This window comes from Arthrobacter sp. Y3221087, assembly GCF_059089905.1.
Map to the genome: position 1 here is coordinate 25,850 of NZ_JBNHFE010000010.1, position 26,287 is coordinate 52,136.

Genomic DNA, 26,287 nt, shown 5'->3' on the forward strand with positions numbered 1-26,287 from the left:
GACTGTATCAGAATCATTCGGGGAGTTGGAATGATGGGCAAAGCAGATGCTGCCGGAGAATTAGTGCAACGGTTGCTCAGCGCGGTGAACGCCCACAAGTTGGACGATCTCGTGGCGTGCTTTGCCGAAAACTATCTGAATGAGACACCCGCCCACCCCCAGCGGGGCTTCCGGGGACGAGATCAAGTGCGCCGGAACTGGACAGAGATCTTCTTGCGGGTCCCGGACATTCATGCACGAGTGCACAGCACGGCGGATAGCGGCGACGACCTGTGGACCGAGTGGGAGATGTCCGGGACACGAACCGACGGAGCCGCGTTCCTGATGCGGGGAGTGGTCATCTTCGGCGTCACAGACGGAGTAATTTCCACGGCCCGGTTCTACCTGGAGCCGGTGGAGGATGTCAGCGGCGACGTCAATGCAGCAGTGAGCCGGGTGCTGGGCAGCGATTCAGAACCCCCAACAAAGGAAACATCATGATTCTTGTCGTGGGGGCTACCGGCCAGCTCGGTGGTCTTATCGCTCAGACGTTGATCAATGAGGGGTTTGCGGTGCGCATTTTGGTGCGTGAAGGGTCGGCGTACGAAACTCTCGTTACGGCGGGCGCCCAGCCTGTCTTCGGTGACCTTAAAGATCCCGCGTCACTTGCAGAGGCGTGTGCCGGCGTCGACACAGTGGTGACCACAGCCAACTCCTCCGCACGGGGCGGCGAAGACAATGTGAATTCGGTGGATCGCGCCGGCAATCGGAACCTGGTCGGTGCCGCCGTGAATGCGGGCATCCGCCGCTATGTCTTTGTTTCGAACCTCGGCGCCAGCCCGGACAGCCCCAATCCCTTCATGGCTGCCAAAGGCGAGACGGAGCAGCTGCTTCGCGGCAGCGGGATGTCCTGGACGATAATCCAACCCAACCTCTTTATGGATAAATTGCCGGTCATAGTGGTTGGTGGGCCGGCTCTCGCAGGGCAGCCGGTCACTCTCGTGGGGGAGGGAAGGCGCGTGCACTCCCTGGTGGCAATGCGGGACGTGGCACGGTACGTGCTTGCCGTGATTGAGCATCCGGAGTGGGATCGCCAACTGCTTGTTGTCGGCGGTCCGGAGCCAATCTCCTGGCGGGATGTGGTCACTGCATTCGAGCTCGAACTGGGACGGCAAATTCCGGTGCAGACAGTTGCTCCGGGACAGCCGATTGCGGGTATGCCGGACTTGCTCAGCGGCTTCCTTGCACTGCTGGAGACCTACGATTCAAGACTCGACATGGGGGACCTGCCCGCTCGCTACGGAGTGCAGCCCACTACTCTTCGGACCTGGGTGCACGACTTCGTGCTGGAGGTTTCCAGCACCCCGACCCGCGCACGCAGAGGCTAGGACAGGTCGCAGACCTGCAGCAGGTCAGTTCCGACAATGAGCTCGCCGTGGAAACTCTCCTGGACAATTTCACGCCATTTTTCTTCTGGCAGGTTGCCGGGGATGAGGTGAGTCAGTGCGAGAAGGGATACTTCCGCGGCGGCAGCCACGCCTCCCAGGTCATGGACCGACGTGTGGTACTCCGGGATGCCGTAACCCGGAAAGAGTGCCTCATGGATCAGCACATCGGCACCGCGGGCGGCTGCAATCAGCTTGCGGGACGGCCGGGTGTCACCGGAGATCGCAAGCGAATGGGCGGCGGTGCGGAACACGTATCCGAAGGCGTCCTCCACAGGGGAATGTTCCACCTCCACAGCAGACACCTGCCATCCACGAAAGCCCAGGATGAGACCGTCCTGGACTTCGACGACGGGAACGCTGAGCTTTTCAGGGTCGTAGCCGTGCGGGAGCCTGGCCCGGATGTCGTAGTCGTGAGCGGCGAAGATCCGATTGACGTATTCAAGTGTGCCGGGGGGACCGATGACGGTGGGCACCTTCTTTTGAGTTCCGTGGATCCAGGGCGCCATGATGAGAAAGCCCAAGTCGGCATTGTGGTCAAGGTGGTTGTGGGTGATGAGCACATGGGTCACATCCTCCGGGCGCCAGCCGAGGCGGAACAACTGGTAGACGCAGCCGTTGCCGGTATCAACCATGACCACGTCGTCGCCGATGGCAAGAACGGTCGAGGGGCCGTAGCGGCCGTCGACCACCGCCGGGGTACCTGTCCCGCTCAACCAGCAGCGGAGCCGCATCCGCTCGAGCTTGGTTGGCTCTGCCTGGGCCTGGGCACGCCGTCCGCGCGCGAGTTGTTCGCCTGACAGGTATCCTTCGAGGAGCGACTCGGGCTGATAGTTAGACGCCATTGTCGTTCCTGTCTTTCGTTCCAAGGCGAGCTGAGGTCATGTCCGAGGGGCGCAGGGATCGGCCCGACGCCGCGGACTGGTAGGCGGCGAGTATGGTCTTCAGGCTGCTGAGCAACCTGGTCGGGCTTGCCTCCGGTTCGCTTCCAGTTCTTATGCACTGGACAAAGTGGCTCATTTCCTCCGTGAAGCCCATTGAACTGTTGCCATCCTCAACGGTTGTCTGCCTTCCCTCGACTGCGTAGCTGACGCGGCCGGACCAGACGTCCAGCTCCAGCGAACCCTTGTCGAAGAACAGTTCCAGGCCAAGACGCCGAGGTCCCAGATGCCTGGAACGCGCGGTGAAAACGAGCGAGCCCAGCGTGCCGGATTTGAACAGCGCGCTGACCACAGCCGTACTTTCCAAAGCGCCGTCGGGCGCTATGTCGTCAGTACTGGTGTAGGCCGAAACTTCCTCAAAGGGCCCAACCATGGCTTCAGCCAGTGCCACCGTATGGATTCCGGCCTGCATCAGGTATCCACCTCCGGCGGTGTCGGGCGAAAATGTCCAGGCAGGAGCCCCGCCTTCCGACGACACGTAAAGTGAACTTTCGTGCCTGGCCTTTATCAGGAACGGCTGCCCGAGGGCATGCTTGCGGATAATTTCTTCAGCCCGACGGCGGGCGCTCGAGAACAGCCAGTTCTCCGCCACCATCACCGTTTTGCCACTTGCCTCTGCCGCCCGCGCAATGGCTTCTGCATCGTCCAGGTTCGTCGCCATTGGTTTCTCGACCAGCACGTGGAGACCTGCACCTAGAGCGCTGAGGACCATGGGGGCGTGCAAATGCGGTGGCGTGCAAATGTCCACAGCATCAACTTCGCCCGATCCGAGAACTTCCTGGAGGTCCACTGCGCAGTTGGGGATCCCGAACCTGGCGGCTATTCGTTGAGCGCGCTCCTGGTTGGGGTCCACCAGCACATCCACTCGGGCATCATTTGCGGCTGCCCACGCTGGCAGATGTGCCACTTCAGCAATTTCGCCTGCGCCTACGAGCGCGACGCGTACCGGTTCATCGTTGGCTGCCATAGCCTCCGCCTTTCGGCTTTTCCGCCAGTGAGAAGATGCGACAACCGTACCGCAGGCAGGACTTTTTCGGAAGGCTTTGTCTGACTAAAAGAGGGCCTTGACGACCAACTTCAGCAGAAGTTAGTCTGACTAATGAAGCGGACGACGGAGTGCGACCCGCGGAAAGACGGCCGTGACCAAAGGGGGTCGCAGTGCAGCTAGGAATGATCGGAAGCGATCTGCTCCACGCTCTGGAGTACACATCTATTCTCAACGCGCGCCCAGGGCCGGCATTTCCGAAAGCCAACGTGGACCATTCGGCGGCAGTCGGCGGCATGCCAGCGCCGCAATTCCGTTGTCCGGGGGCTTGGGATCCGGCCCTGCCCTCAGCCGACGAGATTCTGGCCGACAGCGCTTTCCATGACGTCAAGGTCACCTCGTGGTGGGGCCAGGACAGCGCGACAGTCAGGAAATGGGCCGGCCAAATGGGCGTGCAACACGTCGCCAAGACTCCGGAAGAGCTGCTCGGAAGAGTTGATGGGGTCCTGATTTGCACGTGGCACGGCAGGGACCATGCAGCGTTGGCCCGCCCCTTTGTGGAAGCCGGGCTGCCTGTGTTCGTGGACAAGCCCTTCACGGAAAGCTCCCAGGAGGCAAAGGAACTCCTCAGCCTGGCCGAGAAGAGTGGCTCTGTTGTCTTTTCATCTTCACCCTGGAAGTGGTCGCCAGCCATCCTAAATCTGATGGCACAGGCTCCCAATCTCGGGGACATCAAGACCTGTATTGCCAGCGGCCCATACCTGGATAATCCCTACTTTTATACAACCCATATGGTCGAGACCGGGCAGGCGATACTGGGCCCGGGTGCCGTATCAGTCCAGGCCCGGCACACATCGCAGGCGCGGGTGATCGTCGTGACCTACGACGACGGACGCATGCTCGTCGTGAATGCCCTGCAAGGAGCAGCAGCCACGCGGCACGTGGTGCTCTACGGCTCGAAGGGATACCTCGAGGCCGATGTAGGTGAGGCACAAAAAGAAGCAGGGATGGTGGAGACGCTCGCCAGGTTCCTGCGCGGGGCCGCCGAAGGTAAGGCGCCTCTTCCCTATACCTATCCCTTGGAAGCCACAGCAGTAATGGAGGCAGCAGAGGCCTCCATCGAAGCCGGCGGAAGGCCGGTGCACCTGGACACCATCCTGGATGACAGCATCAGCGGCCAGGAATTCACGTCCAGCGCAGTCTCACCACCCCTCAAGAAAGAAGGAACATCGTGAAAGATCTTAATTCCGGACGTTCCGGACTCATTGGACTTCTGTGTCTCGCATTTGCGTTCGTCACCACAGGCTGCGCGGGAGACACCCAGCAGCAAGGCCAGGGCGCAAAAGTCCCCATGACTTTCACCGGGGCGGGAAACCTGTCCTGGCTCAACGTCTTCGTGGCCGAGGATGAGGGCATCTTCGACAAGCACGGCATCGAATCCACCGTGCGGGTTTTCGACGTCGGGTTCCTGGGAACCGAAGCTGTCCTGGCCGGCGAAGCCCAAACTGCAGGTTCAGTGGAGTTTCCGCTCCTCGGGCTCCTTGGCCAAGGGGCCGGCCTGGTGGTACCTGCAGTAGTGGCCACCGCTGAGGATCAGCGCATTGTGGTCGACGATTCCATCCAGAAACCAGAAGACCTGCGTGGAAAGAAAATCGGGCTGATCGGCGGTTCCGCCTTCGAATACTCCTTCCAGGAGTATCTGAACCATTTCAACATCCCCAGGGAAGAAGTGGAATTCGTGAATGTTGATGCTGCCGAGCAGGTTGCTGTTATGGCACGCGGTGACATCGACGGTTTCCTGAACGTAGAGCCCGTTGTGACCCGCGCGCTTAACTCCCTGGGCAATGCCCACGTCCTTGAGCCGGGCACGGAAGAGGTGTACACCACGCGCATCCTGCTGCAGATGAACAAAGAGTGGGTGGATGCCAACCCCGACGGTGTGAAGAAGGCACTGGCCGCCCTGATTGAAGCAAACGACTTTATCAAGGCGAACCCGGAAAGGGCAGCTGAAATCGGCGCGAAGTGGACGAAGTCCGAAAAAGCGACCGTGACGTCCTTCCTTGAGGACGCAAAGTTTGACTACACCGTGCACTATGACGCTGCGGCCCGGGAAAGCATGGAAAAGATCGCTAACTGGATGATGGAAAACGGCAAGCTGGAAAAGATGCCTGACCTCGACGAGGTGTTCGTGACCGATCATCTGCGGGAAGTCGCGCCGGGGCAGGTGAAGGAATGATGAAGCGCGCAGAAGACGGGACCAGAACCGCCATGACAGGAATCGAGCTGCAGAAGGTCACGAAGCACTTTCCAAGCACACGGACCACGGCCGGTTACACGGCAGTCCGCGATGTTGACCTCGCTGTACGCCCGGGAGAATTCATGTGCATTCTGGGCCCCAGTGGATGCGGGAAGTCCACCCTGCTGCACATGATGGCCGGATTCGAGAAGCCCAGTGCCGGAGCGATACTCATCAACGGACATCAGATTGTCCGCCCTGGTGCAGACAGGGGGGTCGTTTTCCAGAATGAGATCGCGCTGTTTCCGTGGCTGAATGTGGAACGGAACGTGGAATACGGGCTCAAAGTTCGCGGCGTGGACAAGCGGCAGCGGCACGCCGCCGTCGATGATGCCCTGTCCCTGGTGGGCCTGGACCAGCATCGACACAAACTGCCAAGGGAACTCTCGGGCGGCATGAAGCAACGGGTCCAGATCGCCCGGGTCCTGGCCAACGACCCCGACGTCATGCTGATGGATGAACCCTACGGGGCGCTTGACGCCCAAACGCGGATGAGGCTCCAGGACGAGTTGGTCGACGTCTGGCAGCGGAAATCGAAGACCGTCGTGTTCGTGACGCACGACGTTTCGGAATCCGTCTACCTGGCTGACCGGGTGGCAGTGATGACAGCCGGGCCGGCAGCACGCATTAAGAGCGTTCTGGAGATTGATCTGCCTCGCGTAAGGAATCGCACCGATTCGCAATTTGTGGAGTTGGCGTCGGCATTGACGGCGGAACTCCAGCACGGGAAGGAACACGACGATGGCAATCACTGATGTCCATGTGACACATCCGCCCGCAGAGTCAAGGGGAAAGCTTGAAGGACGGCCCTGGATCACGTACACCGCCGTAGTCATTGCTGCCTTCGTGGTTTGGCATCTGCTGTCCCTGGTTGTGAACCCCCTGTTTCTGCCCAGTCCATTACGGGTCGGCGCAGCAACCGTTGAACTAATCGCCTCCGGGGAAATGCTCCAGCACGTCTCTGCCTCATACGGCCGGGTCCTGTCCGGGTGGTTCATAGGGGCTGCCCTGGCCATCCCTCTGGGATTGCTGGCAGGGCGGGTGACACTGCTGCGCGTAGCGTTGGAACCGTTCCTGAACTTCTTTCGGTTTGTTCCACCGATCGCCTTCTTGAGCCTGGCCCTGATCTGGCTCGGCATTGGCGAGACCTCCAAAGTCGCGCTCATCGTATATGCCTCGTTCTTCATCGTCTTCCTTAGCGCGGTCGCCGGGGTCCAGGGTGTCGATAAGGAGAAAATTCATGCCGCCCAGTGCCTGGGGGCCAGCAGGAGGCAGGTGATAACCACCGTGGTGATGCCTGCGGCAGTTCCGGAAATCGTTACTGGCCTGCGCACAGCCATGGGCATCGCCTTTATGACCGTGGTGGCAGCCGAACTCGTGGCAGCGGAGAGCGGCATCGGATTCCTCATTTACAACTCCCGCCTGTTTGCCCGTACCGACATCGTGTTCGCCGGCATCCTTGCCCTGGGTGTCATGGGCCTGACAGCGGACATCCTGTTCCGGCAGCTCACGCGCCCGATCCACTACCGGTATGCGCTTCGCTTCTGATCCACACACTGTGAATATTGTTCGTGGCGCTGGATCTTCCACTGCCAAATCTGGAAGGAGACAAATGGGTGCGGCCAGCAGGGCAGACCAAACGTTCGAACAGCTGGAGAGGCTCATTGTGGAGCTCAGCAGGCAGGACGTGGACCGGTTGCCACCCGAGACGGAGCTCAGCCAGAAATTCGGCGTTTCCCGGGCAACGGTCCGGGAGGCGCTGGGCCGGCTTGAAGCTGCTGGAAGGGTGCAGCGAAAGCGGGGAAGAGGGACAATCCTGGTGCCGCTGGCGCGGCCGGCCATACGCTACCCGGCCAATATCATCGGCTCCTTCGCCGACTTCCTCAAGGAATCCGGTGTGGAACACAAACTCCTGGAGTTTTCCGTGACACATGTGGAGCTTGAGGATGAAATCGTCAGGATGTTTGATGAAGGCAAATTGTCGAATTCAGGCTTCCGAAGTGTCAGGTGCTACGCCCTCGGCGACGTGCCGGCCGCACTCCTGTACCACCTTCTCCCGGCAACAATCCAGGGACAGCCACTTTCGGTGGAGAAGCTGCGCGGCGACATCGTTCCCTTCCTCGAGTCCGTGCACAACGTGCAGATCGACAGCGTCACCAGCGCAATCACGGCAGAGGAAGCTTCCGAGGATGTCGCCAGGCAGCTGGGCCTCAAACCAGGAAGCGCCGTGCTGGTGATGTACACCCGCGTCATCGACAGCGAAGGCGCAACACTCGCATTGGGCGCGCTGGCATTTAATCCGGCGGTTGTCACTCTCGGAGTGGAGGCCCTGGAGCACGTAACTGCAGGCGGCCAGTTGCAGTTCCCGACTGGATGGCTGCAAGGCAATATCGCCACCCGAAGTCCCGCAAGGAGGGAAAAGAATGAAACACATTGATGTCCACCAGCATCTTGGTCCTTGCAACGTATTCGATTTGGAGGTCACGAAAACCCAACTAGCGGCCGCCATAGACGAGACGCCGCTGGAGGGTTGCATTGTTCAGCCTTTCCCGGGAGCTGCTGACGCTCCTTTGCAGCATGACGCCATCGCGGACCTGGCCAGGACGGCTCCCTTCAAAATCTGGGGCATCGCCAGCCTCAACCCGCATATTCCTGATGATGCGTACCGCAGCGAGATCCGCCGCTGCGTCCAGGACCTGGGTTTTGTCGGGGTGAAGCTCCACTCCATCGGCCACGCTGTCCATCCGGGCAGCAGGGATGGGCGCAAGGTCTTCGAAGCCGCCCAGGAGCTGGGCGTTCCGGTCATGGTGCACACGGGGGATGGGGTGCCGTTTGCGGACCCGACGGCGGTCCTGGGTCCGGCACAGGAGTTCCCTGATGTAACCATAGTGTTGGCGCACGCCGGCATGTCCACCTTTGCCGGCAACGCCATCGCTGTGGCGCGCGTCTGCCCGAACGTTTACCTCGAACCTTCCTGGTGCAAGACGCCGGAGATCGGAGCCATGATCCAAATCCTGGGGGCGGACCGGGTGATGTTTGGAGCCGACCTGCCCTACAACGTCAGGCCGGAAACAGAGAAATTCCAGGCCCTTGGACTGTCACAGCGCGACCTGGAAGCAGTCATGTGGGGCACAGCCTCCGACGTTTTCAAACTCCAATGACAGACGTGATGGTGCGGGTCAGCGTCATGATGATTGTCGCCCCGAAGGAAACCGAGGAAGTGATTCGCCGGTTCCATGACTCTTTCCACCCGGCGATCTGCCGCCAGGACGGGTTTCTCGAATGCATCCTGTTGCGGGAGACAGACCGCAGCGATATCCACGGGGATCAGCACTTGCGCATGGATATCAGCTTTCGCAGCGAGCGGGAGAGGCTCAACTGGGTGGAGACGGACCTGCACGATGAGGTGTTTGGGCTCCTGGTGGAGAACGTTGCCAACTACAAACCGCTGCACTTCTCTGCCGTATCAGCGCCGGGAGGGGCGGACGGTTGATCGTGGATTTGCCGAATGAGCTGGGGGTGTCATCGCGATCGCCTTGCCCGTTCCGGCGGAGCGCGCCGAATCAACGTGGACCGGGCCTCCATCACACGGCATGCTTCCGCCCCTGAGAGAGGACAGCTCATGAGAAGGCTCCAACTGGAAACGATTACCGAGTTGCAGGCACCGGCCTCAAAAGTCTTCGACTTCGTCGCGGACAACACCAACGCCCCCAAGTGGCAGAGCGGGATCGAGGAGATACGGCGTATCACTCCAGGTCCTCTCGGCGTAGGCACGGAGCATGAACTGACGCGGCGCTTTGCCGGGATGAAGATCGTGGGACGAAACCGCTTCACGGCCTACGAGCCGGGCCGCTTCGTAGCCTTTGAGATCCCGTCGGGCAAGATGGACGGAGTGGCCTCCTATCTGGTTGAGCCCACCGGCCCCGACTCATGCCGGCTCATCAGCAACGTGGACTTCCAGGTGGCGGGCTTGGCCCGGTTCGCCGTTCCCCTTCTGAAGCTGATCTTCAAGCGGGACGACGAGAAGGCCCTGGCCAAGCTCAAGGTCCTGATGGAGCGCCCCTGATCTCCACCCACACCAGCGGACTCTTGCGGTGATCCGGCAGGTCGCCGACTCTGCACCGAGTGCGCGGGCCGCTGAAGTTCATCTCGGCGCGCGGCTCTGGGTGCGGCGGCTACGCCTCCCGTTCCTCCCGCTGGAACGCCCGCACCGCCTCGCCCACGGTGGGGTAGAAGTGTTCGGGGGAGAAACGGGCGCCCATGCCGTACCGCAGCAGCCTGTCCTTGACCGGGCCCTTCATCTCCGCGAACACCAGCTCCACGCCGTGCCGGTCCAGCCATTCGTCCAGCTGGATCAGCTCGTCCAGGGCGGTGGTGTCGATTCCGGTCACGGGCTCGGCCGCCAGCACCACGCGTTCGGTGCCCGGCGGGGCCTCGTCCAGTGCATTGCGCACGAAGGAGCCCAGGAGCGCGCCGTTGCCGAAGAACAGGGGTGCGTCGAAGCGCAGGATCAGCAGGCCGGGGACGCGCTCGCCGTCGGGGTGGCGGCTCAGGTCGTGGTAGCCGGGCATGCCGGGCACGTCCACCAGTTCGGCACGGTAGGGGTCCCAGGCCCGCCGCAGGAAGTCCAGGATGGCCAGGCCGACGGCGACGACGATGCCGGCCGCTGCGGCGATGACGATGGCGGCCAGGGTGGTGGACGGCAGGAACTCGGTGACCCCGGGCGCCGCAAGCATGAAGCCGAGCACCAGGACGGCCCCCACCACGCCCGTGAGCTGGGATTTCGCCCCCGACTCCACCGCCACCGGGGTGCGGGAGGTGCTGGCCGAAACCGGGAAGCCGCCCAGCAGGCCGCTGGCCGCGTTCGCCGCGCCCAGGGCCGCCATCTCATGGTTGCCGGAGACCTTGCCGTTCCGCGCCGCGGCCAGGGACTGGGACAGGGTTCCGGTGTCGACGAAGACGATCAGCGCGATGCCCGCGGCGGCGGGCAGCAGTGCCAGGACGTCGGCCCAGCCGATCCCGCCAAGGGCCGGCGCCGGCAGCCCCTGAGGGAGGGCCCCGGTCACGTCCACGCGGTCGCGGAGTCCCAGCAGGGCCACGGCGAGGCAGGACACGACGACGGCGATGAGCACGCCCGGGACCTTCCACTGCAGCCACCGCGGCACCAGGATGAGCGCCAGCGAGGCCAGCCCCAGCAGCAGTGCCGCCATGTTGGTTTCGCCGGCGAGCACCTTCGGCACCGCGGCGAAGAGCTTGTCCCAGGGCGTCTCGCCGTCGACCGAGATCCCCAGGAACGTGGGAACCTGGGAGGCCACCACCAGCAGGGCGATGCCGTTGAGGTAGCCAAGCCGGATGGGTTTGGACAGCAGTCCCGTGACGATGCCCAGCCGCAGCGCCGAGCCGACCAGCATGATGGCGCCGATCAGGATGGCCAGCAGGCCCGCCAGCGCCACGGATCTCTGTTCATTGGCCGCGGCCAGGGGAACGAGGGCCGCCACGATCATGGGGGCGAGTGCCGAGTCCGGGCCCAGCACCAGCACACGTGAGGGCCCCACGGCCGCGTAGGCGATCAGGGGCACGACGGTGGCGTAGAGGCCGGTGACCGGAGGGAGGCCGGCGGCCTGCGCGTAGGCCATGCCCGCGGGGACCAGGACCGCGAAGAGCGCGGCGCCTGCCACCAGGTCTTGGCGCAGCCACTCAACTTTGTAACCGCGAAGCGACGGCGGGATCCACCAGGATCGACGCTTTCCGGAGCGGTGCATGCACCGATCATGGCCCATCCTGTCCTGGCCCGCCATTGTGCACCGCCCTGAAGGCGGCGGCATTAGGTGTACCCGCATATTGACTGCCCGCGGCCGGAGGAATAGCTTCTGCGGTAACGGGGTTGGCTGCCCCGTTTCCATGGGATTTAGGGGCCGGATCTGGGCCGCTCCTGCACGGCAATGGAGCCAGGTGAGGAGGATTCTGCGCGGACGCCATCCTGCTTCAAACGTACCCGTGCTCCGCGGGTACCTTCCGGATGGCCACAGAAATCGGGTTAGGGATCCAGGGAAGGAAAGACCATGCCGAAGTATCTGTTTGAAGCGACGTACGTGGGCCAGGGCATCAAGGGGCTCATGCAGGAGGGCGGTACCGCACGGCGTGACGCCCTCACGGAGGCCTTGGCCTCGGTGGGAGGAACGCTGGAGTGCTTCTACTACGCCTTTGGTTATTACGACGTCCTTGGCGTTTTCGAGGCGCCGGATGATGCAAGTGCCGCAGCATTGTCGCTGCTGATCAATTCGACGGGGAACGTCAACGTCCGCCTGAAGCCGCTTTTGTCCGTGGAGGACATTGACGAAGCCGCCAAGAAGACGCCGTCCTACCGCGCGCCGGGACAGTAGTAGGGCGCCTGGCACCGTGGCCAGCGGGCCGCCGTCGTAACCTACGACGGCGGCCCGCTCGCTGCCCGGTTTTATGTGCGGCCAGGGACCAGGTCGCTGGAGCGTGGAACGGCAGTACTGCTACGGACGATGAAGTCGGTACTGATGAGTTCGTGAAGCTTATCCGGGGGCGGGGACTCTTGAACGCCGGGCATGGCGGCAGGGCCACTTTCAGCCGCACCGTTAGTAGGCACCGCCGTCTCCGACAACTTCTGCAGGAGCCGCCGTGCCGCCAGCTGTCCTTGCTTGCGGGGAAATTGCTGGATGGTGGTCAGCCCGAAAGTCTCGCCGAGTTCATGCCCGTCGATGCCCACCACGGACAGGTCCTGCGGCACCTGGAGGCCAAGGTCCCGTGCAGCAAGCATCACGCCGATGGCCATCTCGTCGGAAGCGGCAAAGACAGCGGTGGGGCGTTCAGGCATGGCGAGGAGCGTCCGGGCTTTTTGGTAGGCATTCTGCAGGGTGAAGTCCGACGCGATGATCCACTCTGGCCGGATGGGTGTCTTGGCTTTTTGCATCTCGTGTTCGAAGCCGGCCTGGCGCTGGTCCGTCAGTTTGAAGTCGCGGTAGGGGTCGGTTCCTCCGCTCACATGGGCGATTTTCTGATGGCCAAGGCCCAGAAGATGCCCGGTGGCCAGGGAAGCTGCGGCGAAATGGTCGATCCCGATGGTTGGGACCCCCGGCATGGGTCCGCCGATGCCCACTACCGGGCGGCGGATTGACAGCATGCGCGTCAGTTCCTCTGTTGTCAGCTCGAGTGAGACCGGCAGCACCGCGTCCAGGCGCTGCCTCATGAGGAAATCCCCGAGCACCGCGTCCTGATGATCGCGGTCGCCAAAAATGTTGTACAGCGCCAGATCGTAGCCCACCGTAATGAGTTCCTCGCCAATTCCTGCCACCACTTTTGCAAAGTACCAGCGGTCAACCGACGGCACGATGACGCCGATGATGCGGCTGCGGCCTGTAACCAGGCTCGAGGCGTTATAGGAACGAACAAAGTTGAGCTCCTTGGCCGCGGCCAGCACCCGGGCCCGGGTTGCGGCTGCCACCGAGCCGTTGCCACTGAGCGCGCGGGAAGCGGTGCCCACGGAGACGCCGGCGCGGGCAGCAACTTCCTTTATGCCTGTCACGGTCAACTTTCCTCACCTTGGAGCCGCGCCTGTACGGCGCAGGGAGCAGCCGCTATGACTCCTCGTCTTTTCACGGTAGTGGAAAGACTGCCCTTCCGCAGAAGGCGGCACAGCGGCCAACGGCTCCAAGTGCGGCTGTCCAGCAGCGAGCTAAGCCTCGTTCCTCATGAATAGTGTAAACGTTTCTATCTCTGAAGTCGCCCTGTTTTCCGCGGATCTTTCTCGGTCAATGCCGCTTTTATACGCTACTTGAGCTGCTGCTAGACGCCGGGATTGGAAACGCTTACACTAGTTCGTGACACAGGTCACGCTCGCCGCCTTGCTGAGGCAGGTGACGCGCATTCCTCTTTCAAAGGAGAAACAGATGAGTAGGATTCAGGGCGCCCTCGCGGTTACCGCCACCGCGATGCTGCTGCTTACCGGGTGTGGAAACGCTACCCAGGCAAACCAGCCGGCCACATCATCACCGGCTGCGGCGGGGTCCACCGCAGCCCCGGAACGGGCGGACGCCGATCTGGTGATTTGGACCGACAACTTGAAAGCCGATTCGGTGCGCGCCTTCGCGGACGATTTTGCGGCCGACAACGGCATCAGCGTGGCCGTCCAGGTGGTGTCAGGTGAGTTCCAGACTGCCCTTGTGACAGCAAACGCTGCGGGCAACGGGCCCGATGTGTTCACCGGCGCACATGACATGATCGGCAATCTCGTGCAGAACGGCTCCATCGATCCACTGCAGATAGCACCGGATCAACTCAAGGGCTACACCGAAACAGCGGTCAAGGCCGTGACCTACAACGAGTCCGTGTACGCGCTGCCGTACGGGATCGAAACGCTTGGTCTCTTCCGCAATACAAGCATCGTCCCGGAGGCCCCGGCGACTTTGGAGGATGCCTTCGCCACAGGCGCGGAGGCTGTGGCTGCCAAGAAGGCAGAAGTTCCATTCAGCCTGCCGCAAGGGAACAGCGGTGACGCCTACCATATGCAGCCGTTGTACACCTCGATGGGTGGCTATCTCTTCGGTGCAACAGCCCAGGGCGACCCGAATCCCTCCGACCTGGGCGTCGGAGGTGAAGGTTCCGTGGCCGCCGCCCGGAAGATCCATGAACTCGGGGAGGCGGGAAGCGGCGTCCTGAAACGCTCTATCAGCGTGGACAATTCGATCTCTTTGTTCGCTGACGGCAAGGCCCCCTACCTGGTGGCGGGCCCTTGGGCCCTGAACCAGGTGGAGAAGGCGGGAATCCCCTTCGAAGTAACACCCATCCCCGGCTTCGAGGGACAGGCTGCTGCCCGGCCCTTCGCCGGCGTCCAGGGCTTCTATGTGGCATCGAACGGAAAGAACGAAGCCTTCGCCCATGAGTTCGTGGAGAACGCGATGAACACCGAAGAGGGCATGACGCGGATGTTCGAAGGAGCGAAGCTGCCGCCCACCATGACGTCCGTTCGGGAGAAAGTCGCGGGCCAGAATCCTGCCATTGAGACGTTTGCCTCCGCAGCGGAATCCGCCCAGCCTATGCCGGCGATTCCGGAAATGGCTGCCGTTTTCGCACCCCTTGGCCAGGCCTTCGCGGCGATCGTTGGCGGCGCTGAGCCGGAAAGCACCATGCGCGCGGCTGGGGAAACCATCGCTGCTGCAATCGGCAAGTAGGAAACGGACCCGGGGGCCGATGCACATGTCTTCGGCCCCCAGGGCCATGCTGCCCGGATTGGAATCCAGGAGAACCCCATGATCGAAACACTTAAACGCCTGCAGCGCCCCTCGTCGCCTGCATCAGAGCAGTCCGGCACAGGCCGTGAACGTACCACCACACCTGTGGCCCTCTTCGCCAAAATCCTTGCACTGGGCACTGTTGTTGGCTCAGCCGCTGCCCTCACCCCTGCCCTCATCGCTACAGGGCGGTGGGGATTCCTCGCAGCAATCTGGGTCGTCGCCGGGGTTCTGCTGCTGACCTACATCACCGGTCGTGGGGTGCCGGCCAAGTATCTGGTGCCCGGAACACTCCTTCTGGTGGTCTTCCTGGTGTATCCCATCGTGATGACGTTCCAGATGTCGACGACGAACTTCGGCGATGGAACACGGACGTCAAAAGAAGAAACCATCTCCCAAATCATCGGCGCCTCGGTGGTCCAGAGCCCTGACTCCCCGCGCTACAACCTCTCGATAGCCACTGAAGGGAACCCCACCACGGGGCCGTTCGCTTTTCTCCTCGTTGAGCCCAAAAGCGGAAATGTGTTCCTCGGTACTCCTGATGACGGGCTTCAGGAGCTTGACCCGGCAGACGTTACCGTTGCCGGCGGGTTCGTCACCGAGGCGGACGGTTACGAGCTCCTGACACCGCAGCAGGTCAACAGCGTGAGCGAAGAGCTCAAGGAATTTGCGGTCCCCACCGATCGCGGTGCCATCCGGCAGCTGGGCATCCGCCAGGCGTTCGAGGGCGCTTCGCCGCTCAAGTACGACCAGGCGCGCGACGTCATCGCCAACACCGCCACCGGTGTGGAATACACCCCGGTCAAGCAAGGCGACAGGGAGTACTTCGTTGACGCGGAAGGTAAGCGGTTGTCCGACCAGTCCTGGCTGGCCAACGTGGGCTTTTCGAACTATCTGCGCGTCTTTTCGGACCCAAGGATCAGCGGGGACTTCCTGCAGATCTTCGCCTGGACCTTCATCTTCGCAACAGTGTCGGTAGCAGGAACGTTCCTGCTCGGGCTGGGGCTGGCTACCGCGCTCAACGATCCGCGGATCAAAGGACAACGCTTCTACCGGGCCATCCTCATCCTGCCCTACGCGATCCCGGGGTTCATCGCCCTGCTGGTCTGGTCCAGCTTCTGGAACAAGGACTTCGGCCTCATCAACAGCGCCCTGGGCCTGGACTTGAACTGGCTCGGTGACCCCTTCCTGGCGAAGGCGGCCATCCTGCTGACCAATTTCTGGATGGGGTTCCCTTACATGTTCCTGGTTTGCACCGGGGCCCTCCAGGCCATCCCGGCCGACCTCAAGGAAGCATCACGGATCGACGGCGCCAGCGGTTTCCTGGGCTTTCGAAAGATCACGTTCCCGCTGCTCCTGGTGACTGTTGCCCCGCTGCTGGTATCCACATTCGCCTTCAACTTCAACAACTTCAACGCCATCTATCTGCTGACAGAAGGCGGACCGTTCGATCCCGCGAACCCGACGGCGGGAGCAACTGACATCCTGATCAGCTACACCTACCGCCTGGCCTTCGGCGGGCAGGGCGCACAGCTCGGTTTTGCCGCGGCCGTGTCCGTGCTGCTGTTCGTTGTCACCGGCATCATCGCCGCCATTCAGTTCCGTTTCACGCGCACCCTGGAAGAGGTGAACTGATGTCGTCTTCCCAGACACGTCTTGCTGAAGTACCGGTTCAGGAGCCGCACCGTACCCCCGAATCCCGGCGCAGGCAACACCGCAGCCGATGGTTTGCCGAAGTGGGGTGGCGCCACCTCGTGGCAATTGCTGCGGTGTTCATAGCCCTGTTCCCCGTGTTGTTCATTGTCTCGGCGGCGCTCAATCCGCTGGGCACCGTAGCCTCCACCAGCCTGATCCCGCGGGAAGTGAGCCTCGTGCATTTCCAGGCCCTCTTCACGGACCCTAACCGGCCTTACCTGCGGTGGTTCGCCAACACGCTGATCATCAGTACAGTGGTCACGCTGGGGCAGATCCTGTGCAGCGCCCTGGCCGCCTACGCCTTCTCCCGGTTCCGCTTCAGCGGCCGGCGGATCGGCTTGCTCAGCCTGCTCCTCATCCAAATGTTCCCCCAGTTCCTCGCTGTAGTGGCGTTGTACCTGATGTTCACTGCCATCGGGGAGGTCATTCCCCAGCTCGGCCTGAACACCCTCCTGGGTTACGGACTCCTGCTCATGGGCGGGGCGCTCTCGCAGGTGTGGCTGATCAAGGGATTCTTTGATTCGGTGCCGAAGGAACTGGACGAGGCGGCCACCATGGACGGGGCGGGCCACGCCACGGTGTTCTTCCGGGTCATCTTTCCGCTGATAACGCCGATCCTTGCAGTCACCGGCCTGTTGTCCTTCATCGGTGTGCTGGGCGAATTCGTCCTGGCATCAATCTTCCTCACCGATAACGACGTCAAAACCCTGGCCGTCGGCCTGTACGCCACCATCGACGCCGACCGGTCGGGCAACCTGGGCGTCTTCGCCGCGGGGGCCCTCCTGACCAGCCTGCCCGTGGTGCTGCTGTTCCAGTTCCTGCAGAAGTTCATCACCGGGGGACTCACCGCCGGGGCGGTCAAGGGATGAGCACAACACAGCTCTGGGACCAGCCGCATCATGACGGCTCGGCGATGTACGTTTCCAATCCCAACCCTGAACTGGGGGAGACGGTCACGGTGTTCCTTCGGGTTCCCCGCGCCAGCTGTGTAACGAAGGCCCTGCTCCGCGTGTGTATCGACGGCGAACAGGCCCTCCTGGCGGCGGGCATTGACCGGGAAAACAGCCATGAATTCTGGCTGCGTGCTGATTTCCCCATGGAGAACCCGGTTGTGAACTACCGGTGGCTGCTTGACGGCCCGCCCAGCGGTTACCAATGGTTGAACGGGACCGGCCTGCACACCGGTGACGTCACGGACGCCAGCGATTTCCGTATCACCGCGTACGCCCCGCCGCCGGCCTGGGCGAACAGTGCAGTTCTGTACCAGATTTTTCCGGACAGATTCGCAAAATCCGTCGACCGGCCGGCACCCGATTGGGCCATCCCCGAGGACTGGGGTAACGAGGTCATCGGCCGCGGACCCGAGACCCCCTACCAGTACTTTGGCGGAGACCTCGACGGGATCACCGCCTGCCTCGGGCACATTGCGTCCCTGGGGGTGGACACCGTCTACCTGACGCCGATCTTCCCTGCACGGTCAAACCACCGGTATGACGCGTCCAGTTTCGACCAAGTGGATCCGCTGCTTGGCGGCGACCAGGCGCTGCAGCGACTGTCCCGTGCTTTGCATGCCCGGGGCATGCGCCTGCTGGGCGACCTGACCACGAACCATTGCGGGGATGCCCACGAGTGGTTCAAGACCGCGGTTGCGGATCCGGACAGCGTCGAAGCAGGATTCTTCCTCTTCACCAACCACCCTGACGAGTACGTGTGCTGGTTCGGGCACAAGTCCCTTCCCAAGTTCAACCACGCCAACCCGGAACTGCGCCGGCGCCTCTACGAGGGCAAGGAATCCGTGGTGGCCCGCTGGCTGGGGCCGGGCGGGCTTGACGGGTGGCGCATCGACGTCGCCAACATGACCGGACGGCACGGGACCACCGACCTGAACCACATGGTGTCCACCACTCTCCGCCGCACCATGGCCGAAACCGAACCGGACGCGCTGTTGCTGGCTGAACACAGCCACGATGCATCGCAGGACCTGCAGGTGGATGGCTGGCACGGCGTGATGAACTATGCCGGTTTCACCCGCCCGGTATGGCAATGGCTGAAGCCGGCAGCCCCCGTTCCGTTCGAGGAGGGGCCGTTTGTTGCCATTCCGCGGCTCTCGGGGACGGACATTGTGGGCTCCATGCGTGCCTTCGCGGCGGCCGCCCCCTGGCGGGCCACTGCGCACGCCCTGAACCTGGTGGGTTCCCATGACACCTTCCGGATCAGCACCATGCTCGGTGACGCGGGCCTCGTCACGGTGGCCTTTGGCCTGCTGGCCACCATGCCCGGCATCCCGATGTTGTGGGCGGGAGATGAGATCGGGCAGGAGGGCGAAAACGGTGAAGACGGCAGGCGCCCGTTCCCCTGGGACAACCTTGGCGAGTGGGACCATGACCGGCTCGCCGCCACCCGTGCCCTTTTCCAGGCGCGGAAGCAGTCCGAAGCCCTCCGGCAAGGCGGACTGCGGTGGCTCACCATCGGCGAGGACGCCTTCACGTTCCTGCGTGAATCGCCCCATGAAACGGTCCTGGTCCATGCAGCCCGGGCGGACCACGCCGCCATCAAAATGCCGGCCCGCGTTGTCGGCCCCCACCTTCGCGGGCTGGCTGGAACCCCCGACCTCCACGCGGACACCGAAGGAACCATTACCCTGCCCAGCCGCGGGCCCGGCCTTGCCATGTGGCGCTGCGATGCGCCAATGACAGGATTCGAAAGGAACCATCAATGACTGTCTCATCCCACTCGCGGCAGAAGACCCGCCAACTTTCCCCGGCCCCCGACTGGTGGCGCCAGGCGTCTGTGTACCAGATCTACCCGCGCAGTTTCCATGACAGCAACGGGGACGGACTGGGCGACCTGCCCGGTATCACGGCCAAGGTGCCCTACCTGAGGAAGCTGGGCATCGACGCCGTATGGCTGAGCCCCTTCTATCCCTCCGCGCTCGCGGACGGAGGTTACGACGTCGACGATTACCGCAACGTGGACCCCCGGCTGGGCACCCTGGCCGACTTCGACGAGATGACCGCGGCGCTGCACGAAGCAGGCATCAAATTGATTGTCGACATCGTTCCCAACCATTCATCCGACCGCCACGAATGGTTCTGCGAGGCACTGGCTTCCCCTGTCGGTTCTCCGGCCCGGGACCGCTACATCTTCCGCGACGGGCTGGGACCCGGCGGGAACGAGCCGCCGTCGGACTGGCAGTCGATCTTCGGCGGTTCCGCATGGGAACGAATCACGGAACCGGACGGTACGCCCGGGCAGTGGTACCTCCACCTGTTCGCCAAGGAGCAGCCTGACTTCAACTGGGACAACCAGGAGGTCCGCGAGGACTTCCTCACCACGCTCCGGTTCTGGGCCGACCGCGGTGTCGATGGGTTCCGCGTGGACGTGGCGCATGGCCTGACCAAGCACCTTCCCGAGACCCTTCCGGCTGAGATCGAGATGCCGGGCATGGCCTCGGAACACGGGCAGCACCTGTTCTGGGACCGTGACGAGGTCCATGACATCTATGCCCAGTGGCGGCAGGTGTTCAACGAATACGATCCGCCGCGGATGGCCGTGGCGGAAGCGTGGGTCCACCCGTCCCGGCGTGCCCGTTACGCCAGCCCGGAAGGACTGGGACAGGCCTTCAACTTCGATCTTCTGACGGCGGACTTCGATGCGGCGGAGTTCCGCTCGTCCATCACCAGAAATCTCGCTGAAGCTGACGCTACCGGGGCCTCTTCCACCTGGGTGTTCTCCAACCACGACGTGGTCCGCCACCCCACCCGCTACGGGCTCTCTGCAGCGCCGGTGCCTATGGCAGCCGTGGAGACGGAGACGGGCACGCCGATGGCTGGCGGAGCACATGATGGCAAAGCGTGGCTGCTGGCCGGCGCGCCGGAGCACGAACTCGACCGCGACCTGGGACTGGCCCGTGCAAAGGCCGCCACGCTGCTAATGCTGGCCCTTCCCGGATCCGCCTATCTGTACCAGGGGGAGGAGTTGGGGCTGCATGAGGTGACTGACATCCCGGATGAGCATCGGCAGGACCCCGCATTCTTCCGCAACCCTGGCGTGGATATCGGACGGGACGGTTGCCGCGTGCCGCTTCCCTGGGACGTGGATCACACCGCGTTCGGCTTCAGCGCCACCGGGGCGCACCTGCCCCAGCCGCAGTGGTTCAGCAAGGTGGCAGCAGAACTGCAGGAAAGGAACCCCCGATCAACCCTGAATCTCTACCGGAAAGCCCTCTGGCTCCGCGGGATTCTGCAGGGGCCGGAGGAACTGCAGTGGATTGAGGAAGATGACCCGCAGGTCCTTCACTTCGCCCGTCCGCAGGGCTGGCACAGCGTCACCAACTTCGGCGACAAGCCGGTGCCGCTTCCCGCGGGCCTGGTGCTTTTGTCCAGTGGCGTCCTTCCACCGGACGGAACGTTGCCGCCTGCCACAACCGTGTGGCTGACCCGCTAGTTGGGCAACCCTCTCTCACCTCTTGCAGTAAATTGGGCAACCCTCTATCACCTCCTGGATCTGCTTAAGCTACCGGATGCACGCTGCCGCGGCAGCACCGCCGCCGGACTTCATAGGGAAGTGATAGAGGGATGCGTAAAAGCTGCAGGAGCTGATAGAGCGTTGCAGGAAAAGCTGCAGGAGCTGATAGAGCGTTGCAGGAAAAGCTGCAGGAGCTGATAGAGCGTTTGGAATGCCGGGTTGGAAAGCGGCGGATCCGCAGGCACCCAGGCACCTGCCGCTTGCAGCGCCTGGCTAGCTGGCCACCGCAGCCTTCGCCGCCTTCGAGGCCGCCATCCACTCGCTCAGCCACGGGGCCCGGACGCTTGCCGTGATCCGGCAGTCGGCCACAAAGGTGCCCTTGGCGCCGGCGTCGATCCAGTCCTGCAGCGCGGCAAGGTCGGACAGGGACCGGATGACCGCCGACTCGGCCCCCAAAGCCCGGGCAACGCCGCTGAAGTCCACCTCGGGGATCAACATGGGCTTTTCGGTCAGGCCCTGGGAGCCGTACTGATGGATCTCGGCCCCGTAGGCGGCATCGTTGTAGATCACGACGACGGCGCTCTTTGCCGCGCCGATGAGCGATTCGAGGTCGGACAGGCCCATCAGGAAACCGCCGTCGCCCGAGGCCAGCACCAGGGTGCGGCCGTCCTCCAGTGCACGGGCCGCCCCGACGGCGCTCGCGAGTCCCAGCCCGATGGACTGGAAGGCGGTCCCCACCATCACCAGGTCCTGCGGCCGCGGAATGTTCCAGTACATGGGTGCCCAGCCGATGAAGTGCCCGCCGTCCTGGACCACCGTCCGGCGCTCAGGCAGCACGGCATTCAGCGCCGTGGCGAGGGCGCGCGGGTCCAGCCGGCCGTCCTCGGCCATCTCCGAGCCGGGGTGGTGCGCCGGCCCCTCGGCCAAGCGACGGCGGGCCTCTGCCCGCCAGGCGTCTCCCACAGACGGACCGTCCACCAGCTGGAGGAGACGTCCCGCGGCGGACTTCACGTCGGCGCTGACGAACAGGTCCACCCGCGGGTTGGTCGGCTGCAGGGCGGTGTCGATCTGGATGACCGTGCTGTCCGGACCCAGCAGGTGGCCGAACCGCATGGTGAAGGGGCTCAGGCTGGCCCCGGCCACCAGGACCACGTCGGCCTCGCCCATGAGGCCCGCCGCGGTGTCAGTGCCGAAACCGCCGGCCACGCCCAGGTACCCCTCGCCATTGAGGAGGTTGAGCGCAAGGGCGGTTCCGGCGGTCAGTGCGCCGAGCCGGTCGGCGAGTTCGCGGAGTTCCGGGCCGGCACCGGCGAGGTGCGCGCCGCGTCCGGCGAGGACCAGCGGCCGCCTGGCACCGGCGAGCAGGCGGGCCACCTGCCCAAGGTCCGTGCCGCCGTCGTGCGTCACCTGGGGCGCGGTCGGCGCGGGAAGGTCCTCGTCCGCAGCCTCAAGTGCCGCGAGGTCGTAGGGGATGGCAAGCACGACGGCGGTGCGCCGGGTGAGCGCGTACTCCACCGCCTGCCGGGTGATGGCACCCGCGGCGTCGCGGGTGACGGTGAAGGTGGCCGCGCCGAGGCCCGCGGCGATGGCCGCCTGGTCCACGTCCCAGGGCCGGGCACCGCTGGTGGGAGCGTCGCCGGTGACCAGTACCACGGGGATCTGCGCCTGGACCGCCTCCGCGAGGGCGGTGAGCGCGTTGGTGTAGCCCGGGCCGTAGGTGGTGGTGCCCGCGGCGAGGCGTCCCGAGGCCCGGTAGTAGGCGTCGGCCGCGGCGATGGCGGCACCCTCGTGCCGGACGGGGGAGAAGCGGAGGCCCTGCTTCTCCGCGGCGTCCAGGAAGTAGGCGTTGCCGTTGCCCATGACGCCGAAGACGTCGCTGACATAGCTGCTGAGAACCTGTGCCACGCGGCCTGAGACGGTAAGTGAAGTCATGCAGGAATCGTGAGGCACGGCCTGCGGATAGGCAACACCTTCAGATTCTGCTGGGACTTTTGGCAGCCAAAGCGGGAGGAAGTGACAATCTGCCAGCTGTGGGCGGCGTCACTTGCCTTTAGCCCGAGGGGCGGCCTTCCTGCTCCGACAGGCGGCTGATGAGGCCGTCGTACCGGGGCGGCATGAGTTCCATGACGGAGATGGCCGTGCTGGTCCGCTGGATCCCGTCGATTTCCAGGATCTGGTTGGTGATGCGGTAGAGGTCGGCGGTGCCGCGGGCCACCACCTTGGCCATGAGGTCCGCGTCGCCGGTGGTGGCGTGCACCTCGATGACCTCCGGGATCGCGGCGAGGCCGGTTTCCACCGAGCCGAACCGCGTTTGGCTGATTTCCAGGGAGAGGAAGGCCATCAGCTCGTAGCCGAGCGCCGCGGGGTCCAGCCTGCGGCTGAAGGAGCGGAGCGCGCCGCTGCGCTCCAGCCGCGCCAGCCGGGCGTGGACGGTGTTGCGTGCGACGCCGAGTGTCCGGGAGAGTGCCAGGGCGCTGGCTTCGGGGTCCTTGTCGAGGGCCAGGATGATCCTGCCGTCGAGGGAATCGAGGGTGCGCGAGTTCGTGATGGTCATATTTTCACCAGAGCTACTAGAAGTTGAGCAGAAGTCCCAATGGCTAGAGCGTATCTTGCAGTGTGGGCGGGGTCACAATCATGATCGGTCTTCATGAGCCCTGATCAACTCCTGGCCGAACCCCGGACCGCGCTGCCCACCCTTCGCGGCGCTGTCACCGGGCTTCCGTCCTACGTCCCGGGCCGCCGGGGCGCCGGTGCGGATATCGCAGCCTTGGCCAGCAACGAAAGCCACTACGCGCCGCTGCCCGCCGCCGCGGCTGCGGTGGCCGAGGCGGCCGGCACCATGAACCGCTACCCGGACAGCGCCGCCGTCGAACTCCGCGAACGGCTCGCCCGGCACCTGGGCGTCACCGCCGGGGAGGTGGCGGTGGGGCCCGGCAGCGTGGGCGTCCTCCAGCAGATCATCACCGGACTGTGCGACGCCGGGGATGAAGTGATTTTCGCGTGGCGCTCCTTCGAGGCGTACCCCATCCTGGTGGAGCTGGCGGGCGCCCGGCCGGTCCGCATCCCGCTGGACGATGCCGAGGGCCACGACCTCGGGGCTATGGCCGCTGCCGTCACCGACCGTACCAAGGTGATCCTGCTCTGCACCCCCAACAACCCCACCGGCGTGCCGATCAGCCACGACCGCATCGAGGCCTTCCTGCAATCCGTCCCGTCTGACATCCTCGTGGTGATCGACGAGGCCTACGTGGAATACGCCGACGCCGGCAGCGGCCCCGACTCCCTCGCGCTCTACCGCGAATACCCGAACGTCTGCATCCTGCGCACGTTCTCCAAGGCCTACGGACTTGCCGGCCTGCGCGTGGGCTACGCCGTGGCGGCGCCAGCCATCGCCGAAGGGCTGCGCCGCACCGCCCTTCCCTTCGCCGTCAGCGCGCTGGCCCAGAAGGCGGCTATCGCATCACTGGACGCGGGGGAGGAGATGGAAGCGCGGGTGGCCGCTGTCCGGCAGGAGCGTGTCCGGATGGCTGCGGAGCTGGAAGCCCTGGGCTGGAAACTGCAGCCGAGCCAGGGCAACTTCCTGTGGATCCGCGCCGATGACACGCTCCGGGCACGGCTGGTGGACGCGTTCGACGCCGCCGGCATCCTGGTCCGGGCGTACCAGGGCGACGGCGTGCGGATCACCGTTGCCGACCCCGCCTCCAACAATCGCGTGCTCCGGCTTCTCGAAGCCCACGCGGCCTGACAACCGACTGACCCTAAATCCCCAACCCCGTTCCACCTACACCTAAGAGGAATCCCCATGGAACAACAGACAAAGACGTCTGCCCGCGCCCTCGGCGCCGCGCTCAAACCCCGGCAGCTGACCATGATGGGCCTGGGCAGCGCGATCGGCGCGGGCCTCTTTATCGGCTCCGGCGCCGGCATCCAGGCTGCCGGCCCGGCGGTGCTGATCTCCTACCTCGTGGCCGGCACCCTCATCATCCTGGTGATGTGGGCGCTCGGCGAGATGGCCGCCGCCAACCCGGACAGCGGCGCGTTCTCCGTCTACACCGCCAAGGCCTACGGGCCGGTGGCCGGCGCCACCGTGGGCTGGCTCTGGTGGCTGCAGCTCGTGGTGGTCATCGCGGCCGAGGCGCTCGGTGCAGCAGGGCTGCTGGCCACCATCTTCCCGGCCCTGCCGGTCTGGCTGATGGCCTTTGTGTTCATCGTGGTGCTCACCGCCGTGAACCTGACCAGCGTGAAGAACTTCGGCGAGTTCGAGTTCTGGTTTGCGCTGCTGAAGGTGGCGGCAATCGTCGCGTTCCTGGCTGTCGGCGCTGCCCTTCTCTTCGGCTGGCTGCCGGGCGTGCAGTCGCCGGGCCTGTCCAACTTCATGGGTGACGGATTCGCGCCCAGCGGGTTCGCCGGGATTGCCACGGCGCTCTTTGTGGTGGCGTTCGCGTTCGGCGGCACCGAGATTGTGTCAGTGGCGGCAGCCGAGACCGCTGAGCCTGCCCGCAGCGTGAAGAAAGCTGTCCGGACGGTGCTGTGGCGCATCCTGGTCTTCTACATCGGCGCGATCTTCATCATCGCGGCTGTGGTTCCGGTGGGTTCCGAGGGGCTGAAGAGCCCGTTCGCCGCAGTACTGGAGGCCGCAGGCATGCCCGGCGCTGGTACCGCCATCACTTTGGTGGCCGTGGCGGCACTGCTCTCCGCCCTCAACGCGAACCTCTACGGTGCCTCCCGGATGGCGTACTCCCTCGCGGAGCGGGGCGAGGCGCCCCGCCTGCTCGCTTCGGTGTCCAAGGCCCGGGTTCCGGTGGTCGCGGTCCTGGCCAGCGTCGCCTTTGGCGTTGTCACGGTGGTGTTGGAGATGGCCTTCCCCGAAATGGTGCTTGGCGTCCTGCTGAACATTGTGGGGTCCACCTGCCTGCTGGTGTGGACGTCCGCACTCTTGGCCCAGCTCGCGCTGCGCCTCCGTGCCGACCGCGAGGGAACCCAGCTTCCCCTGCGGATGCCCGGCTTCCCGTGGCTCACTTCCCTTGGTCTGGTGATCCTCGCTGCGATCTTCACGGTGGGCTTCATCGGGGAGGATTCCCGTCCCCAGCTCCTGAGCACCTTCGGACTCGTGGCGCTGCTGGCGGTGGCGAACTGGCTGAACCACCGTAAGCGGGACGCTCGCCCGCGTGTCGAAGCTACGGACGGAGCCAAGCAGCCGGCGCTCATCGACTGACAGGATC

Annotated in this window: 24 protein-coding genes; 18 read left to right on the forward strand and 6 right to left on the reverse strand. The window is 64.1% G+C overall.

Annotation, left to right across the window (positions count from 1 at the left end):
* Nucleotides 1-30: 30 nt before the first annotated feature.
* Nucleotides 31-480, forward strand: coding sequence for a nuclear transport factor 2 family protein (locus tag AC5RUO_RS18790; protein WP_494104314.1), 450 nt, complete (start codon nt 31-33; stop codon nt 478-480).
* The gene (locus AC5RUO_RS18795; protein ID WP_494104315.1) at nt 477-1,367 is read left to right on the forward strand and encodes an SDR family oxidoreductase; all 891 of its coding nucleotides are present in this window, start codon (nt 477-479) and stop codon (nt 1,365-1,367) included. The genes AC5RUO_RS18790 and AC5RUO_RS18795 overlap by 4 nt, the downstream gene beginning before the upstream one ends.
* Here the strand turns inward: AC5RUO_RS18795 and AC5RUO_RS18800 are convergent.
* Together AC5RUO_RS18800 and AC5RUO_RS18805 are read right to left on the reverse strand one after the other, a co-directional pair.
* The gene (locus AC5RUO_RS18800; protein WP_494104316.1) at nt 1,364-2,269 is read right to left on the reverse strand and encodes an MBL fold metallo-hydrolase; all 906 of its coding nucleotides are present in this window, start codon (nt 2,267-2,269) and stop codon (nt 1,364-1,366) included. The two genes, AC5RUO_RS18795 and AC5RUO_RS18800, sit on opposite strands and share 4 nt — an antisense overlap.
* Nucleotides 2,259-3,332 carry a Gfo/Idh/MocA family protein gene (locus AC5RUO_RS18805; RefSeq protein ID WP_494104317.1) on the reverse strand — a complete coding sequence of 358 codons (1,074 nt, stop codon included), beginning with the start codon at nt 3,330-3,332 and terminating at the stop codon, nt 2,259-2,261. The genes AC5RUO_RS18800 and AC5RUO_RS18805 overlap by 11 nt, the downstream gene beginning before the upstream one ends.
* 191 nt (nt 3,333-3,523) lie before the next feature.
* Here AC5RUO_RS18805 and AC5RUO_RS18810 point away from each other — a divergent pair, with 191 nt between their 5' ends.
* The 8 genes from AC5RUO_RS18810 (at nt 3,524) to AC5RUO_RS18845 (ending at nt 9,712) form a co-directional block, all read left to right on the forward strand.
* Nucleotides 3,524-4,585: a Gfo/Idh/MocA family protein gene (locus tag AC5RUO_RS18810; RefSeq protein WP_494104318.1), complete on the forward strand. Its 1,062-nt coding sequence runs from the start codon at nt 3,524-3,526 to the stop codon at nt 4,583-4,585.
* Nucleotides 4,586-4,701: 116 nt separating this feature from the next.
* A complete protein-coding gene (locus AC5RUO_RS18815; RefSeq protein WP_494104319.1) occupies nt 4,702-5,586 on the forward strand; it encodes an ABC transporter substrate-binding protein in 885 nt (294 codons plus the stop codon).
* Nucleotides 5,583-6,401, forward strand: a complete 819-nt coding sequence (locus tag AC5RUO_RS18820) for an ABC transporter ATP-binding protein (RefSeq protein WP_494104320.1) — start codon at nt 5,583-5,585, stop codon at nt 6,399-6,401. The genes AC5RUO_RS18815 and AC5RUO_RS18820 overlap by 4 nt, the downstream gene beginning before the upstream one ends.
* Nucleotides 6,388-7,194, forward strand: a complete 807-nt coding sequence (locus tag AC5RUO_RS18825; RefSeq protein ID WP_494104321.1) for an ABC transporter permease — start codon at nt 6,388-6,390, stop codon at nt 7,192-7,194. The genes AC5RUO_RS18820 and AC5RUO_RS18825 overlap by 14 nt, the downstream gene beginning before the upstream one ends.
* Nucleotides 7,195-7,258: 64 nt before the next feature.
* Nucleotides 7,259-8,083 (forward strand): GntR family transcriptional regulator, encoded by an 825-nt coding sequence (locus AC5RUO_RS18830; RefSeq protein WP_494012049.1) that lies wholly within the window; start codon nt 7,259-7,261, stop codon nt 8,081-8,083.
* Nucleotides 8,070-8,807, forward strand: a complete 738-nt coding sequence (locus AC5RUO_RS18835; RefSeq protein WP_494012048.1) for an amidohydrolase family protein — start codon at nt 8,070-8,072, stop codon at nt 8,805-8,807. Before AC5RUO_RS18830 ends, AC5RUO_RS18835 begins: the two co-directional genes overlap by 14 nt.
* On the forward strand, nt 8,804-9,139 hold the full coding sequence (locus tag AC5RUO_RS18840) for a hypothetical protein (protein WP_494104322.1): 336 nt from the start codon (nt 8,804-8,806) through the stop codon (nt 9,137-9,139). Before AC5RUO_RS18835 ends, AC5RUO_RS18840 begins: the two co-directional genes overlap by 4 nt.
* A 129-nt stretch (nt 9,140-9,268) precedes the next feature.
* Nucleotides 9,269-9,712 carry an SRPBCC family protein gene (locus AC5RUO_RS18845; protein WP_494012046.1) on the forward strand — a complete coding sequence of 148 codons (444 nt, stop codon included), beginning with the start codon at nt 9,269-9,271 and terminating at the stop codon, nt 9,710-9,712.
* 109 nt (nt 9,713-9,821) lie between these two features.
* On the opposite strand, the gene AC5RUO_RS18850 is transcribed toward AC5RUO_RS18845, so the two are convergent.
* Nucleotides 9,822-11,408: a SulP family inorganic anion transporter gene (locus AC5RUO_RS18850; protein ID WP_494104323.1), complete on the reverse strand. Its 1,587-nt coding sequence runs from the start codon at nt 11,406-11,408 to the stop codon at nt 9,822-9,824.
* Nucleotides 11,409-11,708: 300 nt separating this feature from the next.
* On the opposite strand from AC5RUO_RS18850, the gene AC5RUO_RS18855 reads away from it, so the two are divergent.
* Nucleotides 11,709-12,029, forward strand: a complete 321-nt coding sequence (locus AC5RUO_RS18855) for a GYD domain-containing protein (protein ID WP_494012044.1) — start codon at nt 11,709-11,711, stop codon at nt 12,027-12,029.
* Nucleotides 12,030-12,100: 71 nt separating this feature from the next.
* Here the strand turns inward: AC5RUO_RS18855 and AC5RUO_RS18860 are convergent, their stop codons facing one another.
* Nucleotides 12,101-13,198: a LacI family DNA-binding transcriptional regulator gene (locus tag AC5RUO_RS18860; protein ID WP_494104324.1), complete on the reverse strand. Its 1,098-nt coding sequence runs from the start codon at nt 13,196-13,198 to the stop codon at nt 12,101-12,103.
* A 364-nt stretch (nt 13,199-13,562) separates the two neighbouring features.
* On the opposite strand from AC5RUO_RS18860, the gene AC5RUO_RS18865 reads away from it, so the two are divergent.
* The 5 genes from AC5RUO_RS18865 (at nt 13,563) to AC5RUO_RS18885 (ending at nt 21,044) form a co-directional block, all read left to right on the forward strand.
* The gene (locus AC5RUO_RS18865; RefSeq protein WP_494012042.1) at nt 13,563-14,843 is read left to right on the forward strand and encodes a sugar ABC transporter substrate-binding protein; all 1,281 of its coding nucleotides are present in this window, start codon (nt 13,563-13,565) and stop codon (nt 14,841-14,843) included.
* A gap of 78 nt (nt 14,844-14,921) precedes the next feature.
* Nucleotides 14,922-16,538 (forward strand): ABC transporter permease subunit, encoded by a 1,617-nt coding sequence (locus tag AC5RUO_RS18870; RefSeq protein ID WP_494104325.1) that lies wholly within the window; start codon nt 14,922-14,924, stop codon nt 16,536-16,538.
* 119 nt (nt 16,539-16,657) lie between these two features.
* Nucleotides 16,658-17,467, forward strand: a complete 810-nt coding sequence (locus AC5RUO_RS18875) for a sugar ABC transporter permease (protein WP_494012040.1) — start codon at nt 16,658-16,660, stop codon at nt 17,465-17,467.
* Nucleotides 17,464-19,317: a glycoside hydrolase family 13 protein gene (locus tag AC5RUO_RS18880; RefSeq protein WP_494104326.1), complete on the forward strand. Its 1,854-nt coding sequence runs from the start codon at nt 17,464-17,466 to the stop codon at nt 19,315-19,317. Before AC5RUO_RS18875 ends, AC5RUO_RS18880 begins: the two co-directional genes overlap by 4 nt.
* Entirely contained in the window at nt 19,314-21,044 is a 1,731-nt protein-coding gene (locus tag AC5RUO_RS18885) for a glycoside hydrolase family 13 protein (RefSeq protein WP_494104327.1), read from the forward strand. The genes AC5RUO_RS18880 and AC5RUO_RS18885 overlap by 4 nt, the downstream gene beginning before the upstream one ends.
* A gap of 294 nt (nt 21,045-21,338) precedes the next feature.
* Here AC5RUO_RS18885 and AC5RUO_RS18890 read toward each other — a convergent pair whose 3' ends face one another.
* Together AC5RUO_RS18890 and AC5RUO_RS18895 are read right to left on the reverse strand one after the other, a co-directional pair.
* Nucleotides 21,339-22,997, reverse strand: a complete 1,659-nt coding sequence (locus AC5RUO_RS18890; protein ID WP_494104328.1) for a thiamine pyrophosphate-binding protein — start codon at nt 22,995-22,997, stop codon at nt 21,339-21,341.
* Nucleotides 22,998-23,115: 118 nt separating this feature from the next.
* The gene (locus AC5RUO_RS18895) at nt 23,116-23,619 is read right to left on the reverse strand and encodes an Lrp/AsnC family transcriptional regulator (protein ID WP_494104329.1); all 504 of its coding nucleotides are present in this window, start codon (nt 23,617-23,619) and stop codon (nt 23,116-23,118) included.
* Nucleotides 23,620-23,712: 93 nt separating this feature from the next.
* Between AC5RUO_RS18895 and hisC the strand changes: the two genes are divergently transcribed.
* Both hisC and AC5RUO_RS18905 read left to right on the forward strand, forming a co-directional pair.
* A complete protein-coding gene (hisC, locus tag AC5RUO_RS18900; RefSeq protein WP_494104330.1) occupies nt 23,713-24,810 on the forward strand; it encodes a histidinol-phosphate transaminase in 1,098 nt (365 codons plus the stop codon).
* 57 nt (nt 24,811-24,867) lie between these two features.
* Entirely contained in the window at nt 24,868-26,280 is a 1,413-nt protein-coding gene (locus AC5RUO_RS18905; protein WP_494104331.1) for an amino acid permease, read from the forward strand.
* Nucleotides 26,281-26,287 lie beyond the last annotated feature (7 nt).